Annotated in this window: 16 protein-coding genes; 9 read left to right on the top strand and 7 right to left on the bottom strand. The window is 63.2% G+C overall.

The genetic code is table 11. The annotated features are described in order from the left end of the window. The first annotated feature begins 60 nt into the window (after positions 1 to 60). From AB1451_03060 to chrA, 9 genes are all read left to right on the top strand, one after another. Positions 61 to 1,389: a radical SAM protein gene (locus AB1451_03060; protein ID MEW6681887.1), complete on the top strand. Its 1,329-nt coding sequence runs from the start codon at positions 61 to 63 to the stop codon at positions 1,387 to 1,389. Position 1,390: 1 nt separating this feature from the next. Next, positions 1,391 to 1,834, top strand: coding sequence for a hypothetical protein (locus AB1451_03055; protein MEW6681886.1), 444 nt, complete (start codon positions 1,391 to 1,393; stop codon positions 1,832 to 1,834). Positions 1,835 to 1,979: 145 nt separating this feature from the next. Beyond that, positions 1,980 to 3,149 carry an efflux RND transporter periplasmic adaptor subunit gene (locus tag AB1451_03050; protein MEW6681885.1) on the top strand — a complete coding sequence of 390 codons (1,170 nt, stop codon included), beginning with the start codon at positions 1,980 to 1,982 and terminating at the stop codon, positions 3,147 to 3,149. 50 nt (positions 3,150 to 3,199) lie between these two features. Beyond that, positions 3,200 to 6,307, top strand: a complete 3,108-nt coding sequence (locus AB1451_03045) for an efflux RND transporter permease subunit (GenBank protein ID MEW6681884.1) — start codon at positions 3,200 to 3,202, stop codon at positions 6,305 to 6,307. Between the two features lie 402 nt (positions 6,308 to 6,709). After that, entirely contained in the window at positions 6,710 to 7,240 is a 531-nt protein-coding gene (locus AB1451_03040) for a DUF6036 family nucleotidyltransferase (GenBank protein ID MEW6681883.1), read from the top strand. Positions 7,241 to 7,252: 12 nt separating this feature from the next. Further along, a complete protein-coding gene (locus tag AB1451_03035; protein MEW6681882.1) occupies positions 7,253 to 7,759 on the top strand; it encodes a DNA-3-methyladenine glycosylase I in 507 nt (168 codons plus the stop codon). 134 nt (positions 7,760 to 7,893) lie between these two features. Further along, on the top strand, positions 7,894 to 8,859 hold the full coding sequence (locus AB1451_03030) for a lyase (GenBank protein ID MEW6681881.1): 966 nt from the start codon (positions 7,894 to 7,896) through the stop codon (positions 8,857 to 8,859). Positions 8,860 to 8,964: 105 nt separating this feature from the next. Then, on the top strand, positions 8,965 to 9,435 hold the full coding sequence (locus AB1451_03025; GenBank protein ID MEW6681880.1) for a Dps family protein: 471 nt from the start codon (positions 8,965 to 8,967) through the stop codon (positions 9,433 to 9,435). 25 nt (positions 9,436 to 9,460) lie between these two features. Next, positions 9,461 to 10,639 carry a chromate efflux transporter gene (chrA, locus tag AB1451_03020; protein MEW6681879.1) on the top strand — a complete coding sequence of 393 codons (1,179 nt, stop codon included), beginning with the start codon at positions 9,461 to 9,463 and terminating at the stop codon, positions 10,637 to 10,639. Positions 10,640 to 10,671: 32 nt separating this feature from the next. On the opposite strand, the gene AB1451_03015 is transcribed toward chrA, so the two are convergent. The 7 genes from AB1451_03015 to AB1451_02985 form a co-directional block, all read right to left on the bottom strand. After that, positions 10,672 to 11,433: a metal ABC transporter permease gene (locus AB1451_03015; GenBank protein MEW6681878.1), complete on the bottom strand. Its 762-nt coding sequence runs from the start codon at positions 11,431 to 11,433 to the stop codon at positions 10,672 to 10,674. 4 nt (positions 11,434 to 11,437) lie between these two features. Continuing rightward, on the bottom strand, positions 11,438 to 12,361 hold the full coding sequence (locus AB1451_03010; protein ID MEW6681877.1) for a metal ABC transporter substrate-binding protein: 924 nt from the start codon (positions 12,359 to 12,361) through the stop codon (positions 11,438 to 11,440). Between the two features lie 23 nt (positions 12,362 to 12,384). After that, positions 12,385 to 13,674, bottom strand: coding sequence for a hypothetical protein (locus AB1451_03005; GenBank protein ID MEW6681876.1), 1,290 nt, complete (start codon positions 13,672 to 13,674; stop codon positions 12,385 to 12,387). 144 nt (positions 13,675 to 13,818) lie between these two features. Beyond that, a complete protein-coding gene (locus AB1451_03000; protein ID MEW6681875.1) occupies positions 13,819 to 14,100 on the bottom strand; it encodes a hypothetical protein in 282 nt (93 codons plus the stop codon). Positions 14,101 to 14,433: 333 nt separating this feature from the next. Continuing rightward, positions 14,434 to 15,042: a DUF4124 domain-containing protein gene (locus AB1451_02995; GenBank protein ID MEW6681874.1), complete on the bottom strand. Its 609-nt coding sequence runs from the start codon at positions 15,040 to 15,042 to the stop codon at positions 14,434 to 14,436. Between the two features lie 145 nt (positions 15,043 to 15,187). Beyond that, the gene (locus AB1451_02990; GenBank protein MEW6681873.1) at positions 15,188 to 15,544 is read right to left on the bottom strand and encodes a P-II family nitrogen regulator; all 357 of its coding nucleotides are present in this window, start codon (positions 15,542 to 15,544) and stop codon (positions 15,188 to 15,190) included. Next, positions 15,541 to 18,684, bottom strand: a complete 3,144-nt coding sequence (locus tag AB1451_02985) for an efflux RND transporter permease subunit (protein MEW6681872.1) — start codon at positions 18,682 to 18,684, stop codon at positions 15,541 to 15,543. The genes AB1451_02990 and AB1451_02985 overlap by 4 nt, the downstream gene beginning before the upstream one ends. Between the last annotated feature and the right edge of the window lies 1 nt (position 18,685).

The following is an 18,685-nucleotide window of genomic DNA, read 5'->3' as shown; positions in this document are numbered from 1 at the left end:
GCGCCTTGCGTCTGACGCGTCCCTGAACGGGCTCTACGGCCCGTCAAGTTACCGATCGTCGTGACGACCGACTTAGACCTCCCACTCCTGACTCCCCGACAGGAAGACTTCAAACCCTTCCTGATCGCCTGGAACCTGACCAAACGCTGTAATCTGCGTTGCGCGCATTGCTATCTCTCGGCCGGTGAGCGCGACGCGGGCTCGATCGACGAACTGACGACCGAGGAATGCTACCGCGTGGTCGACGAGATGGCGGCCGTCAACCCGGCGTCGATCCTCGTCCTCACGGGCGGCGAGCCGCTGCTGCGGCGCGATATTCCGCAGATCGCGCGCTACGCCACGACCAAAGGCATGATGGTCGTGGTGGGAACCAACGGCACCCTGCTTACCGACGCCAAAATCCGGGAGCTGCTGGACGCCGGGGTCATGGGCGTCTCGATTTCCGTGGATTCGCTCGACGAACACAACCACGACGCCTTCCGCCGCCTGCCCGGCGCGCTCAAGGGCTCGCTCGCGGGGATCGAAGCCTGCCGCCGCAACGGCCTGCAGTTCCAGGTTCATACCACGGCGAGTTCCATGAACTACGACGAAATCCCCAGGATCATGGAATTCGCCCATCGCGCGGGGGCTCGCGTCTACAACCTGTTCTTCCTCGTGTGCACCGGGCGCGGCGAAGAAATGTCCGACATCACCCCCGAGCAATACGAGCAGGTGCTCGGGTACCTGCTCGACGTTCAAACCAAATTTCCCGGCATGCTGGTGCGCTCGCGCTGCGCCCCGCACTTCAAGCGCATCGCCTACGAAAAGAATCCCGAGTCACCCATCACCAAGGCCCAGGGTTACGAGGGCGGCGGATGTTTGGCCGGTACGCATTACGCACGGATTACGCCGGAGGGCGACCTTACGCCTTGCCCGTTCATGCCGCTGTCGGTCGGCAACCTGCGGCAATCGGGATTCGAAGCGCTGTGGCACAACTCGCCGGTCTTCGCCGACCTGCGCGCGCCGAAGCTCAAGGGGAAGTGCGGAGATTGCGAGTACGGCGAGTTGTGCGGCGGCTGCCGCGCGCGCCCATTCGCCTCACACGGGGACTACCTGGATGAGGACCTGTGGTGCCATTACACCCCGAAGGGCGGACCCAAGATCCAGCCCTTAACCGACAGCTTTGACGGTCCGCCGCCCCCGTGGAGCGAGGCCGCGATGGAACGCCTCCATCGGCTGCCCTTCTTCCTCCAAAAGATGGTCAAGCAACGCGTGGAGAAGTTTGGCCGGGAGCAAGGCGTCGCCATGATCACGCCGGAGCTCATGGAAGCTTTGCGAAAACGCACGTTCGGCAACGAAACCCCGGTGTTCGACGCAGGACGATTTCAAGGGCTGATTCCCAAAGGCTAGCATGGAAGCGGATCAAATCTTTCGGATCGTCAACTTCTGGGTGCATCTGGTTTCGGCGTTCATTTGGATCGGCGGCGTTATTTTTTCCAGTCTCGTCCTGTTGCCCGCGGCCGAAAAGCATCTGGACAAAGACGTCCGCGGCGCGTTCCTTCGCCAAATCCACGGCCGCTTTCAGAAACTCTCCGGCGCGTTCGTGACGTTGTTGCTGGTGACCGGCGGGATCAACATTCACTTCGCCAAACAATACCGGGGGACGTTCAACAGCCTCTACTTCAACGCCCTGATGCTCAAGATTTTCTTTTTTACGATCCTGTTGACGTTCTACCTCCTCCACCTCAAGGAACTCGGCGACAAAAAGCCCCTTCAGCACTTCCCCTATCAGGAAGCCACGTTGGTCCTCGGCGTGCTCACCATCCTGATGGCGGCGGTCCTCAAGCACAGTTAAACCCGCACCCTGCGTCAACCCGCGCCGACCAATGCTCTCCGATGCGTTTGGATGGGAATTTGTCTCGCTGGAACAAGCCGCCCAGACGTTGTATAAAGGCCGTGAACGAGACGCAATTCAAATCCACTCGCGGTGAGGCGCGATCGTGAACAAGCGAATGGTCATCATGTTGGTGTCGACGGGCGTGGTCTTCGGCGCCATCTTCGGGTTCAAGTGGTTCGGCAACAAGATGATGAACCAGTTCTTCGACAACATGCCGATCCCGCCGGTGGCGATCACGGTCACCGAGGCTCTCGAGCAAACATGGCCCGCCACCATCGACGCGGTCGGCACGGTCACCGCGGTCAACGGCATCGCGGTCAGCGCCGAGGTCGCCGGTGTGGTTCAGTCCATTCGGTTTCAATCCGGAGAACGCACCACCGAGGGCACCATCTTGGTTACCCTCGACTCCGTGATGGACCAGGCTGAGCTGCGAACCCTGGAAGCGCAGAGAGACCTGGCCGAGACGGAGTTGGCTCGCGGACGAGAGCTGTTCGGGTCTGAGGTCATGGCCAAGTCACAGTTCGACAAACTGGAAAGCGAAGCAGCCCAGGCTGCGGCCCGGGTCGAGGCGCAGCGCGCCCTCATCGCCAAGAAGACGATCCGCGCCCCGTTTGCGGGGGTGCTCGGGATCAGGCAGGCCAACCTCGGACAGTACGTGAGCCCGGGCACGCCGCTGGTGACCCTCCAGTCGCTGGATCCGATTTATGTGAACTTCGCCCTGCCCGAACAACGCCTGGGGATACTGGCCGTCGGGATGCCCGTCGCCGCCAGCGTCGATGCGTTTCCCGACGCCAGCTTTGAGGGACGCCTCACCGCGATTGAACCGCGGGTGGATGAAAATACGCGCAACTTCAACGCCCAGGCCACATTCCGCAACGCGAGCACCCGCCTCCAGCCCGGGCTCTTTGCGCGCATTCACATCGCGCTGCCCAACGCGGAGAGCTACGTGGTGATCCCGCAAACCGCGGTCAGCTATAACCCCTACGGCAACTCGGTGTACATCGTGCAAGCAGCGCCGCCTACCGCAGGAGAGGCCCCCCAAGGGGACGTGCAGGCAGCGGGCGACAGCGAGGGGCCCCAGTTGGTGGTGAACCGACGGTTGATCAAGACCGGCCCCACCCGAGGCGACTTTGTAGCGGTGCTCGAGGGGATTCAACCCGGCGAACGCGTCGCGACCTCGGGGCTGCTCAAGCTGCGAAACGGTGCGGCCGTGGTGATCAACAATGCGGTCGAACCCGGCGCGAAATTGAATCCCTCCCCCCCTGAAAGCTAGAGCCTGTCCTTGAACAGGCTCTCCCAGCTCAAAGGCCTTCAAGACATACGATGAACTTCACGGACATCTTCATTCGGCGACCCGTACTGGCCGCGGTGGTGAGCCTCATGATCCTATTGCTCGGCCTGCGCGCCTGGACCGAGTTGAACGTCCGCCAGTACCCCGAAATGAAAAACGCGGTGGTCACGGTCGCAACGACCTTTGTCGGGGCGGACGCGGAGTTGATCCAGGGGTTCATCACCACGCCGCTCGAGCGGGAAATCGCGAGTGCACAAGGCATCGACTACATCCAGTCCACGAGTCTCCCGGGCGTGAGCTCGATCCAGGCCTATCTTCGCCTGGACTACGATCCGAACGAAGCGCTGACCCAAATCGCCGCCAAAGTCAACAAGGTCCGCCGCGACCTGCCCGAGGGCAGCGAGGACCCGGTGGTCGAGCTGTCGGTGGGTGAGACGATCGCCGCGATGTACATGAGCTTCTACAGCGACATCCTCGACAACAATCAGATCACGGATTACCTGGTGCGCGTGATCCAGCCCCGGTTGTCGACGTTGCCGGGCGTGCAGCGCGCGCTCATCATCGGCGATCGGACCTTTGCCATGCGCGTCTGGCTCAAGCCGGAACGTCTGGCGGCGCTCAACCTCACCGCAAGCGACGTCCAGGCCGCGCTTCAAGCCAACAACGTCCAGGCCGCGGTGGGCGCCACCAAGGGCGCGTTGGTCTCGGTCGACCTCAAAGCGGACACCGACCTTCAGACCGCGGAAGAATTTCGTCATCTAGTGATCCGCTCCGAGGGTGACGCGATCGTGCGCCTCGGCGACGTGGCCGATGTGGTATTGGGCGCCGAGACATACAGCACCGAGGTGTCGTTCAACGGGCAAAGCGCAACGTTTATCGGGGTCGAAGTGGCTCCCGACGCCAACTCCCTGGACGTGGTCGCTCGGGTTCGCCAAGAGTGGCCGGACATCTTGGCGCAGTTGCCGCAGGGCCTGCAAGCCAACATCCCGTACGACAGCACGCGCTACATCCGCAACGCCATCAACGAGGTCGTCATCACGCTCGCCGAAGCGGTCATTATCGTGATCGTGGTGATCTTTCTATTCCTGGGCTCGCTGCGATCCGTGATCATTCCCGCGGTCACGGTGCCGTTGTCCATCATCGGCGCATTGTTCCTGATGTGGGTGATGGGCTTTTCCATCAACCTGCTCACGTTGTTGGCGATGGTGCTGGCCATCGGCATGGTGGTGGACGACGCCATCATCGTGCTGGAGAACATCCATCGCCACATCGAGGCCGGCATGAGGCCGTTCGACGCCGCCATCAAGGGCGCGCGCGAGTTGGGCCTGCCCGTGATCGCCATGACCATCACGCTGGTCGCGGTGTACCTGCCGATCGGCTTCATCGGCGGCATGACCGGGACGTTGTTCGTGGAGTTCGCGTTTGCGCTGGCGGGCGCCGTGCTGCTCTCCGGGGTCATCGCGCTCACGCTTTCGCCCATGATGTGCAGCAGACTCTTGCGTTCGCGCGACCAAAGCAGCGGGCGCCGCCTGGAGAAGTGGTTGGATCGGCAATTCGATCGACTGCGACACGGGTATCAGCGCCGCCTGCACGGCGCGCTCAACGACAAACAGGTCATCGCCGCGTTCGGCGTGATCGTGCTGACGAGCACGTACTTCCTGTACCTGACCTCGCCGCGGGAGCTGGCACCGGAAGAGGATCAGGGCTTCATGTTGATCTTTTCGCAGAGCGATCCGTACTCCTCGCTCGATTACCTCACGCGGTTCACCAACGAGTTGACCGCGATCGCGAACAACATTCCGGAGAAAGAGAACTACTTTTTGATGAACGGCGTGGGCGGGAGCGGATCAGCGGTGGGGACCAACACCGCGATCTCCGGTATCGTCATGAAACCATGGGACGAACGCGAACGGAAGACCCAGCCCGTCATCCAGGACGTGCAGCAGAAAGCGGGACAGATCGCAGGGCTACAGAATGCCGTGTTCGCCCCGCCGCCCCTGCCCACGGGCGGCGCGGGGTTTCCGGTCGAGTTCGTGGTCGCCAGCACGCAGCCGGTCCAGGTGCTCAACGAAGTGGCCGGGGGCATTCTCCAACGAGGGTTCGAGAGCCGCAAGTTCATCTTCTTGGACACGGACCTCAAGATCGACAAACCGCGCATCAACATCGAGGTGGATCGCGACAAGGCCGCGCTGCTCGGGATCGATATGCGCCAACTGGGGAGCGATCTGGCCGCCATGATGTCGGGCGGGTACGTCAATCGGTTCTCGATGGAGAGCCGGAGCTACAAGGTCATTCCGCAGGTCCAGCGCACGGATCGTTTGAACGCCGACCAGCTCACGGAGTACTACACGCGGACCGGGTCCGGCAAGCTGGTGCCGCTCTCCACGCTGGTGACTTTGCGCGAATCCGTGGAACCGCAACAGCTCAAACGCTTCCAGCAGCTCAACGCCGTGGTGATCTCCGGCGTACCGCGACCGGGCGTGACGTTGGGCCAGGCGCTGGGCGTGCTCGAACAGGCGGCCAAGGAGGTTCTGCCGCCGGGCTACACCGTGGACTACGCGGGCCAGTCGCGTCAGTTCAAGACCGAGGGCGCGGCCTTGGTGCTGACGTTCTTCTTCGCGCTGATTATCATCTACCTCGTACTCGCGGCGCAGTTCGAGAGCTTCCGAGACCCCGTGGTTATGCTGGTCACGGTGCCCATGTCCATCTGCGGGGCATTGATCTTCGTGAGCCTGGGACTGACCACCATCAACATCTACACCCAAGTCGGCCTCGTCACGCTCATCGGCGTGATCAGCAAACACGGCATCTTGATCGTGGAATTCGCCAACCGACTGCAGGAACAAGGCCGAACCAAACGGGAAGCGATCGAAGAAGCCGCCGCCATCCGCTTGCGCCCGGTGCTCATGACCACCGCGGCCCTGGTCCTCGCGGTGGTCCCGCTGCTGATCGCGACCGGCCCGGGCGCCGCCGCTCGTTTTTCCATCGGCCTGGTCATCGCGACCGGCATGACCATCGGGACCGCATTCACGCTGTTCGTCGTGCCCGCCGTCTACCTGTACTTGGGCCGCGACTACGCCGCACAGCCTTCCACCAGACCCGTCTCAACGCTCTCCCATTCCGAAGAAGCGCGCGCCTAGGCGATCGGGGCTGAGTAAGGGCGATCGCCCGGCTTGTCGGGTATCTAAGAAGTGTCATATACTGCGCGGTATGAAGGCTTCCCTCGACCTTGACATCTTTGCAGTGTATACCGGACGAGTCTTTCATGGCTCCCGGTCCGAGATCGTTGCGCAGGCATTGACACGGCCGCGAACCCGCAACCTGGTGTGGCTGTACCTGGCTGTGAACGAAATCCCCTGGAAACGACTCGCCGTCCCCGCCCGACTCGCCGCCGCGCTGCACCAACAGGGCGAGAAGGCCTCGCGGCTTTCCTCCGTCTGGCGTACGGCGACACGCTACTGGCTCGGGCGTCCCCTGCGCGTGTGGTACGCCGGGCGAGCCAACGACACGGCGATCACGGTCACTCGATCAGAGGAGCAGCGATGGCGCGAGAGTATCTGGCTGCGGAAGATGCAATTGACGCCCTCATCCGCTCGGTCGAGTCGATCAGCCGGCGGCCGGTCAGCGTCATCCTCCTCGGCGGCCTTGCGATGGCCTGGTACGGGTCATCACGACAGACGCGCGACCTCGACGCCGAAGTCTCGTCGCTGACCAGGCCTCAACTCACGCGCCTGTGGAAATTGCTCGGGTTCCCGGCCGACCTGAGCGCGGATGTGTCCCACTGGGGGATGATCGATCTCCCTCCGGGCTACCGCAATCGCGCGAAAACGATCAGGCGACGCGGCCGGGTCACGGTGCGTATTCTCTCGCCGCTCGATCTGGTCATGTCCAAACTCCGCGTGATGCGCGATTCCGATATCCAAGACGCGCGGTTTCTGATCCGCCGCTTCAAAATCACGAAGCTTCAGATCCGGCGCGCAATGAATCGCATGATCCGTGCCTCCGTTCCTTCGACCGATCTGTTCTTCTTCCAGCGCTTCGTGGAGGGTTTCCTGAAGGGGCGGTTCCGGTAACACGAGGCGGGCATGGAACGGACGGGCCGCTGCCAATGCTGGGAGACCGATGATCCGTTGTTCATCGTCTGCCGCGATGAGTGGGGCGTGCCGGTGCGGGATGATCGGCTGTTGTTCGAACAGTTGGTGCTGAGCGGGTTTCAGGCCGGGCTGTCGTGGCGGACGATTCTTTACAAGCGCGAGAACTTTCGGCGGGCGTTTCATAACTTTCAGGCGGATCAGGTGGCGCGCTACGGCGCGCGGGAACGACATCGACTGCTCGCGGACGCAGGCATCATCCGCAACCGCCAGAAGATCGACGCCGCCATCAACAATGCCAAGGCCGTGCTCACGGTCCGAGGGGAATTCGAGACGTTTTCGAACTACTTGTGGGACTTTGTCGGCGGGCGGCCGATTCGGCGGCGCCACCCTGGCGGCCGGAGCCCGGATCGTTCTCCCGAATCGGACGCGCTGTCGAAAGATCTCCAAACCCGCGGATTCAGCTTTGTCGGCTCCACCATCGTGTATGCGTTCATGTAAGGTGTCGGCTTGGTGAACGATCATAAGCCCTCCTGCCCTATCGCGCGGCGAAGTAGCCCTCGACTGCTGCCTTCACTGGACAAACCGCCTCGCGCTCCGAGACAATAGCTCGTCCCCTCCCGAGGAAGTCGCCTATGAAGACCAGAACGAGCATCGTTGCCGCTGCGGTGCTTGTCCTCGCGACTACGGGGTCACGCGCAGACGATCAACCGATCCGGGAATACCCTGTTCCCAAGGGCTCACACCCGCACGACGTCGCGCCCGCAGCAGACGGGGGCGTGTGGTACACGGCCCAGCATCAGGGGGCGTTGGGATATCTCGATCCCAAGACCGGCAAGACCCGGCACATTCCGCTTGGCGAGGATTCGGCGCCGCACGGCGTGATCGTGGGTCCTGATGGGGCGCCGTGGATCACAGATTCGGGCATGAACGCGATCGTGCGCGTAGATCCGAAGACCGACAAGGTCACCACCTACCCCCTGCCGATCAAACAAAACGTCAATCTCAACACCGCCACGTTCGATCGCGCCGGCACGCTGTGGTTCACGGGGCAGAGCGGGTATTACGGCCGCGTGGCCCCCAAGACCGGCAAGGTTGAAGCGTTCGAAGCACCGCGTGGGCGCGGACCGTATGGGATCTGTACTGCGCCGGACGGCAGCGTGTGGTACGCGTCGCTGGCCGGTTCGCATATCGCGAAGATCGATACGACAACCGGTGAGGCCACTGTCATCGACCCGCCCACGCGTGGGCGGGGAGCGCGGCGCGTGTGGGCGGATTCCAAAAACCGCGTCTGGGTCAGCGAATGGAATGCAGGGCAAGTGGCGGTCTACGATCCCAAGACAAATCAGTGGCGCGAGTGGAAACTGCCGGGCAAAGGCCCGCAGACTTATGCCGTGTTCGTGGACGACAAGGACATGGTCTGGCTGTCGGACTTCGGCAACGACGTGATCATACGCTTTGATCCAACCACGGAACAGTTCAGCACGTTCCATCTCCCGACCCGCGACGCGCGAGTACGTCAGATCCTCGGCCGACCGGGCGAGGTGTGGTTGCCCGAGTCCGGGACGGATCAGGTCGCGGTGATCCACACTTCGAGTTAGGATATCGTGTCCGAACGAACGTCGAGCGCCGCTCCGGTTGGGGCATTGTCTTCGGTTGGTTCAAGGCGTATAGTCGGATCACTCACACCTGGAAGGGATCACGCCATGAAAATCGACATCGGAATCAAAGAACAGGACCGCGCGGAGATCGCGAACGGACTGTCCAAGCTCCTCGCCGACACCTACACGCTGTATCTGAAGACGCACAACTTCCATTGGAACGTGACCGGCCCCATGTTCCAGACGCTCCACCTGATGTTCGAAACACAGTACACGGAACTCGCCACCGCCGTGGACCTGATCGCGGAGCGGATTCGTGCGTTGGGCTCTCCGGCTCCCGGCACATACGCGGAGTTCGGACGGCTGAGTTCGATCAAGGAAACTCCCGGCGTGCCCAAGGCCGAAGAGATGATTCGTGTCCTGGTGGAAGGCCAGGAAGCCGCGGTCCGCACCGCCCGGTCGATTTTCCCGATCGCGGAAAAGGCCGGCGACGAGGCCACGGCCGATCTGCTGACCCAGCGTATCCAACTGCACGAAAAGACCGCCTGGATGTTGCGCAGCCTGCTGGAAACGTAAGCCCTCCGCACCGACACACTGACGCGTGAGCGCCCGCCCAAGCGAGGGATCGCGCACCTCGCTCGCTGAGCTAGCCGCCCTCTTCCTCCGACTCGGGACGATCGCGTTCGGCGGTCCCGCTGCGCACATTGCCATGATGGAGGACGAAGTCGTCCGCCGCCGGCAGTGGCTGACGCGCGAGCAATTCCTCGACTACCTCGGCGCCACGAACCTGATCCCCGGTCCCAACTCCACAGAGATGGCGATCCACATCGGGCACGCCAGGGCCGGTTGGCCGGGACTGTTGGTGGCGGGCGCCGCGTTCATCCTTCCGGCCGCGCTCATGGTCGGCGCGCTCGCGTGGTCCTATGTTCGCTTCGGCGCGTTGCCCGAGGTCTCCGCGATTCTCTACGGGATCAAGCCCGTGGTCATCGCGGTGGTGATCCAGGCGCTGTGGAGCCTCGGCCGCTCAGCAGTGAAATCGTATGGTCTGGCCGCGCTGGGCCTCGTGGCCATGACCGCGGCCGCTCTGGGTGTGCACGAGCTCGCCGTGCTCGCGGCCGCGGGAGCCGCGGGTGCGCTGGTCGTCCGTCGTCCTGTTGCCGGAAGGGGAATGTGGCGATCTTCCGCGCTCGCGGCCACGGCCGGTGCGCTCCCCGTTTCCACACCCGCGATCGCCGCGGGCGCAGTCGCCGGCGGCGCGGCGGCGAGCCTCGGCGCGCTCTTCGCCACGTTCGCGAAAATCGGCGCCGTGCTCTTTGGCAGCGGCTACGTGTTGCTCGCCTTTCTCCGCGCGGACTTCGTGGAGCGTCTGGGCTGGCTGACCGAAACGCAACTGCTCGACGCGGTGGCGGTCGGCCAGGTCACACCGGGGCCGGTCTTCACCACGGCCACATTCGTCGGATACGTCGTCGCCGGTTGGCCGGGTGCAGTCGTGGCCACGGTCGGCATCTTTCTGCCGGCGTTCGTGTTCGTGGCCCTCAGCGGACCGCTCGTTCCGCGGATCCGAAAATCTCCGGCCGCGGGAGCCGCGCTCGACGGAGTCATCGTCGCCTCGCTCGCCCTCATGGCCGTGGTGACGTGGCAGCTAGGCCGAGCCGCGCTGGTCGATGCGGGGACCGTGATTCTCGCCGTGGCGGCCCTGATTCTCCTCGTCGGGTTCCGCCTCAATTCAGTCTGGCTCGTGGCCGGAGGCGGGCTGACAGGGCTGATCTTGGGATCGTGATCGCATGCCATTTGAGCAGCCGGCCTCGTATCTTAAGCGCGCCGCCATACCGTGGCTCCGAGAGCTGTCACCGCCAACCAAACTCCAAACGTGGCGACGACGGAGGAGCCTGACGGCAGGTCCCAGCGGTACGATGCCCACAGCCCCAGGACTCCGCACGTAGCCGCGCTGATGACCGCCAGGGCCGCGGCCCCACGCTCGATGGCCAGCAGCCTGACCGCCAGCGCGGGCGCGACCAGGTAGGTAAAGACCAGCAACACGCCAGCGCTGCGGATCGCGGCCGCAATCGACCCCCCGAGCAACAGATAGAAGACGAACGTGGCGCTGCGGCTGATCGTGGTCGGGTCCGCGCGTCGAGTCAGCGCACGCCAACCCCCGACACCGATCGCCAGGCCCGCCAACACCGCGATTTGACGGTCGGTCACGGCCAGGATGTTGCCGAACATCAGGTGCAGGAAGTCGGCATCGCCGTGCGGGGTCTTCGCGACCACCAACACGGCGGCCGCGGACGCCACCGCATAGACCATGCCCATCACCGCTTCCTGGGGCAGACGAGTACTTGCCGCCGGAACAGAGAGGAGCGCGGCCCCGATCAACGTAAAAACCACCGACGTCGCGATCGGGTCCCAGTCCACTGCGGTGCCGATGGCCGCGCCGAGCGCCGCAATTTGGGCCAGCGCGAGATCCACGAACACGATTCGTCGGCGGATGACCTCGGTCCCCAGCGGCGCGAGCACAAACGCCAACAATACGCAGGCCAAAGCCGCCTGCTGCATGAATGGGAGTCCAAACATGCCGCTATCGAGCCACGGGCCTCGCCGCGCCCAGCGCCTCCGCCACGCGCGCCACATCCGTGTCGAACAGCGCGACGTAGCTCTCCGTTCCCGGAGTTCCCCCGACCGTCGGAGCCAATACCAAGACCTTGATTCCCGTCTGACGGGCCAACAGATCCGGGATACTCCGTTCGTGATACGGTTCCATGAGGATCACCGGTACCTGCTCCCGTTTGATGAGGTCCGCCAACTCCGACACGTGACTGGGCGGCGGAGGAACTCCGGGCTTGGGTTCAACGAATCCGACGGTGGTGAGCCCGAACCGTTTCGTGAAATACGGCCAACTGTCATGATAGCCGACGACCTTCGCGCCCTGGTACGCCGCCAGAATGGTTGTCCACTTGGCCAATGCAGCTTCGATCCGACCACGGAACGCCTGTGCGTTGGACTTGAATGACGCACAGCCTCCGGCATCGAGGCTGCACAGGCGCCGCGCGATGGTGTCGGCCACGATAGCGCCGTTCAGCGGATCCATCAGGAAGTGTGGGTTACCTTTTCCGTGAACGTCGCCTTGGGAGCGATCAACCGGCCCGGTAGGTACACCGATCACCTGGATACCCTGTGACGCATCGAGTCGGCCCGGTTCGCCGACCCGCAGGCGAGGGTTCCGCGCGCTGGCGAGCAGCGGCGGCAACCAGCCGACTTCCAGTTCGAGTCCGCCCTCGATCAGCAGATCGGCCCGATTGAGTTTGACGAGAAAACTCGGTCGCGGATCGAGGAAATGGGGATCCTGAAGACCCGAAGCCATACTGGTCACCTCGATCCGATCTTTCCCGACTTCTTTGGCAATGGCCGCCAAATCGGGCGTGGTGGTGACAACGGTCAACGGAGCGGCCGCAACGGGGCTCGCCAGCACCGCAAGATAGACGAACGCAAGCAGCCATCTCATCTCATATCTCCTTGGCGGTTTCGTTAGAAGGTGTGTGCACCGTGCGCCCCAATCAAGAACTCCCACTGCAGGAACACCGAATGCTCGATGTCCTCCCGGCTGTCCACATCGTCCCAGTTGTATTGAATCCGCCACTTTGAGAACTCGCTGGGGTAAAAGGTCATATTCGGGGCGACACGGACCCGCCGCTCGCGCAGCGGATCAGTGAGGTCTCCGTTTTTTCCCGCCACGTACTCGCCCCGCAGGCCAGCCACCCACCGCGGCGTGAAACCCCACATCACCTGCGTGTATCCGCCCCAGTCCCGGAGATGTTCCTCCGGCAATGCCTCGTCGGCGACCGTAGCCGGATCATCCTCCACCGCGGCGTTGTCATAGTTGCGATTCATCACCTCGGTCTGCCACGCCACGAACGGCCAACCCTTCACGGTCCGAAGTGGCTTCCACTTGTAGTAGAGGTCGATCCCGTAGATCTGGGTTCGCGCCGACTCGCCACTGCCGTTGGGTCCGAATGCGCCTGACGCGCCGACCAACACGGTCTGGGTGTCGCTGGGATTAAACGATGTGGCCAAACGCGGCGTGACTACGAGATCGCCGATCCCTTCGACTTGGCGCTCGACCAAGGTCCGACCAAAGAGCTCGTCCCCTGGGACATTGCGAAAACTGAACATGGTTTCGCCCTGACTGTCCTGCAGCGCGACCATGGCTTCGGCATAGACCGGGAGCGGCACCAGATAGGCCAACTGCATGCCCGGTCCGCGCATCCCGTCCCCCCCGAACATCCGGCCGTTGATCAATGGTTGATCCACGAACGCCCACGCGTGGGGATGCTGGGGATTCAGTCGGCCGAACTGGGTGAAAAACTGCCCGGCTCGGAGTTGCAAATTCGCGGGCAGCGCGGTGGACGTCATGTAGGCTTCCTCGACTTCAATGAAGCTTTCTCCTTCGCGGTCGATCCCGAAGATCAAATGCCCGATGGCGGTGAAGTACGGATCCACCGTTCCCGAGAGGGTCAACTCGATGTTCTGGACCGTGAACCCCCGTTGGTTGGGATCGTGCGCGCCGGTTTCGAGCGTCTCCAGATCCGGTGCCGTGGACGCGCCGGCCGCAAACAGGCCGTCGAGCGATATATCAGGGTTGAACCGTGCGGCGGTCGGTTGCTTGGCTTCCAGCGCGCGTACGGCCGCTTGGGTCTCGGCCAATTCTCGCTCTACGCGTTCGAGGGCCGGTTCTTCGGCGCCGACCTCCGTTCCTCCAATCCATACCGGTATCACCACACACGCCGTGACGAAACCGCTTACAATTGCTCGCTGCATCGTTCCTCCTTCATTCGTCTGCCGGCCCGGGACGGAGAGCGGCCCGGACTCAGGCGACGACACGCGAAACTGTGAGGACACTCGCGTGACCGCCGGCGACACATGCCGCGGTCGGAGGAATCCGAGTGTCAGGAGTGGATGGGGTTACGCGCGGGAAGGAGGACCGCGAGAGGTGGCGCTGGGCAGCGCCTTGAGCAACGCGGTGTTCGAAGCAGTTTCAAGGAGTCCGAGAAAACACGGCAGAGGAACCGGCGGCGCCGTTGACGGATCGGTGGCGTTCGCGTGTTGCACCCAGGCGCCGATCACGCATCCGTGGGCGTCGGCGAGCTCGTCCTGGCCGTATGCGTGGAGCAGAGCAAAGCCCGAGAACAGGCCCAGGTAGAGAACCAGGCCCCAGATCGCCGGGACGAGAATCCCTCGTTTCATACGAGGGCACACTCTAGCACCAGGCAGTGGATTAGGCAATCGTTAGCCCGGGTTATTCATGAAGGTTCGTTGCGAACCCGCGCAGACGCCCGCGAAACAGGCGCTCGGAGCCGCGAATGTGCTTCGCGCTGCAGGCGCTGGCAATGGGCCTTGGGAGTACCTTGCACATGGCGCAGCAAGGAGGGAGGCGTACTCCCTGTAGTACGTTGACCGACTGAGCGGCGAGACCGCCTGTTGCAGCGGCGTATCCGCGGGTGCAGCAGATGCTTCATGAATAACCCGGGCTGGAGACGACAGTTGGCAGGAACGTCGCTCGGCTGACGGCTAGTGCAGTTACTCCCGCAGCCATCCGGGAGGGGCTTGTGCCTTGCGGGCTTCGTCGGGCAGAATCTCAGTGAGCATGTTCTCCGCTTCGCGGATCTGTTTCTCATACATCTCCACCTCGGCGGAGATCTCCTGGATCCGTAGCATGTTGCCCGTGGTCGCGTTGAGAAACCGCTCACGCCCCAACCGTTCCTGCGCGTCCGCCAGCTTCGCCTGGGCATCGGCCTTCTGGTCTTGCCATTCTTGCACCCGCTGCCTCCACCATTTCTCGTTGTGGCCGCGAGCGTCAACCGGTTCGGAAGGCGCTACCTGGGCAGGCTCTGGCTCGGAAGCCGGTTCCGGCTGCTTCTGCGTTCGAGGCTGAGCCTCCGGCTCCGACGAGGGACCGCCTTCCGGCTCGTCCGGCTCATCGGGAGGACGAATCTCTTTCACCGTATCCCGGAACTTCTTGGGAATCTTGCCGGGATCATCGGTGAAGTGGATGGCTCCGTCGGCGTCCGTCCACTGATACACCGCGCCGGCGAGTGCGGCTGGCGCCAGCGAAAAGGTTATGACGACGGCCAACGCGAGCCCAAGGATTTTCGCCGCTCTGGGAGACCGTTGGCGGTATATGTTCATACCTTCGTCCCGGCGGTTGAGGTTTTCATCCTACAACACTTACAGGCGATTCCACCAGTCCGTTTTGATCACTCGTGCTCAGGGGCGGGCCCGCCTTGCTGGTCGGCCCCTGGCGTCGTCCAATGGCCGTCGGACGCGCCGCTTCCTATGCACTCCCCGACCCGAGGGCGCCTTCGGAGTCCTCTCCCCACGTCGCGATCCGCACGGTGTGGTCGACCGGCGTGACAAAAACCAGACCATCGCCCGGCTTGCCCGTGTGCGCGTTTACTCCGATGATGCGCACGATCCCATCGGCATCCTGGTCGCTACAGACGATTTCCAGCCTGACCACGTTGATGTACTGCTCGGCAAGTTCCAACGAGTAGTCATACTCCTCCGCCGGCAAGCCGGTGGTCACCCCTTTCGCATCGAGAAGCGTCATGTTGGAAAATCCAGCCCGCCGTAGTGCTTCGATCACTTTCCCCACCAATGCATGCCGGATATACGCGTTGACCGCTTTCATCGCGCAACCCCCTCGCTCTCAACGGGGAGATCGGCCTCGGACGCGCCGGGCACCGTGCCGTCGGGCCCGTACTCTCGCTCGCGCCGCCCCTCGACCCACCGGTACAAGGCGGGCAAGACCAGCAGAGTCAGAGCGGTCGATGTGATCAGACCGCCGACGACCACCACCGCCAAGGGCTTCTGCACCTCGGAGCCCGGGCCGGTGGCCAAGAGCAACGGCACGAGCCCGAGGCTCGCGACCAGTGCGGTCATGAGCACCGGCCGCAGCCGCCGTTCGGACCCGATACGGACCGCCTCCTCCAGCGCCATCCCCTCTTGCCGCAACTGATTGAAGGTGGAGACCAGGACCACGCCGTTGAGGATCGCCACCCCGAACAGCGCGATGAACCCCACCGACGCGGGCACTGACAGATACAGGCCGAAGAGAAAGAGCGACACGATACCGCCGATCAACGCGAACGGGATGTTGGCCAGAATCAGCAGCGCGTGCCGCAATTTATTGAATGCGGTAAACAGCAGCAGGAAAATCAAGAACAGGGCCACCGGCACCACAATTCCCAGGCGACGCATGGCGCGCTGCTGATTTTCGAACTGGCCGCCCCACGTCACGTAGTATCCCGGCGGAAGCGCCACGGATTCTGCGATGCGCTGCTGTCCCTCGGCCACGAACGACGCGATGTCGCGACCTTCCACGTTGGCTTCGATCACAATCCGCCGGCTGCCCTCTTCGCGGTTGATCTGCACCGGTCCCTCTGCCACGCGGATCGTCGCCAGTTGTTTGAGCGGGATTCTAGCGCCGTCCGGAGCGCTCACCGCCAGGTTTTCCACGGACTGCACATCTCCACGCACCGCCTCTGGAAACCGCACCAGCACCCCGAACCGCCGCTGGCCTTCCACCACGTCGGTGGCCACCTTCCCCCCGATCGCGGTCTCCACCACCTCGTTGAGGTCCGCCACGTTGATCCCATAGCGGGCGAGCGCCTGCCGGTCGGCCTCGACTTCCAGAAAATACTGGCCCGACACTTGTTCGGTCCGCACGTCCACCGCACCGGGGATGCCTCGGAGTACTCGTTCGATGCGGCCGGCCTGGTCCGCCAGCACGTCCATATCCTCGCCAAAGACCTTCACCGCGATCTGTGCGCGCACGCCGGCTAGCATTTCGTCCACGCGCATCTGGATGGGTTGGGAGAATACGTAGGCAATGCCCGGGATCCGGTCCATCGCTTCCCGCATCTTCTCCTTCAACTCATCCTTAGTTCCCACCGTCCATTCGCGTTCAGGCTTGAGGATGATGAAAATGTCCGACAACTCCGGTCCCATGGGGTCCACGCCGATCTCGTCGGTGCCGGTTCGGGTCACAATGGTCTTGACCTCCGGGAACTGCATCAAGGCCCGTTCGACCTCGCCGTTGATCCGAAGCGAATCGTCCAGCGAAATGCTGGGCAGCCGCGTGACGTTGATCACGACGTCGCCCTCGTCCAGGGTAGGCACGAATTCCTTGCCGATGAACGGAAACAGCGCGAGCGCGCCCGCCAGCAAGGCCACGGCGCCGCCCACCAGGGCCTTCGGACGGGCGAGCGCGGCATCGAGCACCCGTCGGTACCGCTCCCGCACCTTGCGCACCGGCCACGGTTCCCGCTCTTTGACCCCCGCGGCCAGCAGCAACGAGCAGAGCACCGGCACCAGCGTCAGGGAGAGGATCAGCGAGCCCAACATCGCGAACGCGACCGTGAAGGCCAGCGGCTTGAACAATTTACCCTCGACACCGGTGAGGCTGAACAGGGGCAGAAACACCACGATGATGATGAGGATGCCGAACAGCACCGGGCGACCCACCTCGCGCGCGGCCTCCAGGATGTGGTGAAGGGTCGAGCCGCCCCGGGCCTGTTTGTCGGCCAGATGCCGGTAGATGTTCTCGACCATGACCACGGCGCCGTCCACCAGCATCCCGATTCCGATGGCGAGCCCGCCCAGTGACATGAGGTTGGCCGAGAGCCCCAGGCCCTTCATCAGGACGAACGTGAACAGGACCGAAAGCGGCAGCATCAGCGACACGATCACTGCGCTGCGGAGATTGCCCAAAAACAGGATCAACACCGCCACCACCAGCACCGCCCCTTCCAGCAGGGCCTTTTCCACGGTCCAGAGCGCGCGATTGACCAATTCGGTTCGATCGTAGAACGGGACGATCGAGACGCCTTGGGGCAACACGCGGTTGATCTCCTCGACCTTGGCCTTGACGTTGGTGACGATCTCGCGGCTGTTGCCCCCCATCAGCATGAGCACCAACCCTTCGACCGCTTCGCCTTTGCCTTCGGATGTCACCCCGCCGTACCGAGTCCGCGACCCAAGCCGGATCTCGGCCACGTCCCGGAGAAAGATGGGCGTACCGCGCTCCGACGCGACCACGATATTCTTAATGTCCTCGATGGTATGGATCATCCCCAGGCCCCGAACCACGTACTGCTCTTCCTGGTGGCGAATGAACCCACCGCCGACATTGGCGTTGTTACGTTCCACGGCTTCAAAGACCTGCCGCAGCGTGAGTCCGAAGTTCTTCAGGCGGTCGGGATCCACCAAGACCTGGTACTCCTTGGGAAACCCGCCGAGATTGTTCACGTCCGCCACGCCGGGCACAGTCCGCAGCAATGGTCTGACCACCCAATCCTGGAGCGTGCGCAGCTCGGTCAGATCGTAGTCAGGCCCGTGCAACCGGTACTGATACACCTCTCCCAATCCGGTGCTGATCGGCCCCAGCATGGATTCCACGCCTGGCGAGAGCTTTTCCTTGGCCTGGAGAAACCGCTCGAGCACGGTCTGCCGCGCCCAATAGATGTCCGTACCGTCCTCGAAGACCACGGTGATGACCGAAATGCCGAATTTGGAGATCGACCGCAACTCGGTCTTCTTGGGAAGCCCCATCAGATCCACTTCCAAGGGGAAGGTCACCAACTGCTCGACTTCCACCGGCGACATTCCCGGCGCTTTGGTGATGACCTGAACCTGGATATTGGTGACGTCCGGGAAGGCGTCGATCGGAAGGCGCGCAAAGGCCAGGATCCCGCCGCCGATCAGAATCGCCACCGCCAGCAAGATGAGGAGGCGCTGCTTGAGCGCAAACGTGATGAGACGGTCGATCATG

This window comes from Nitrospirota bacterium, assembly GCA_040757335.1.
GTDB lineage: Bacteria > Nitrospirota > Nitrospiria > 2-01-FULL-66-17 > 2-01-FULL-66-17 > JBFLXB01.
The sequence above is the reverse complement of the archived record's forward strand: the minus strand, read 5'-3'. Positions and strand labels throughout refer to the sequence as shown.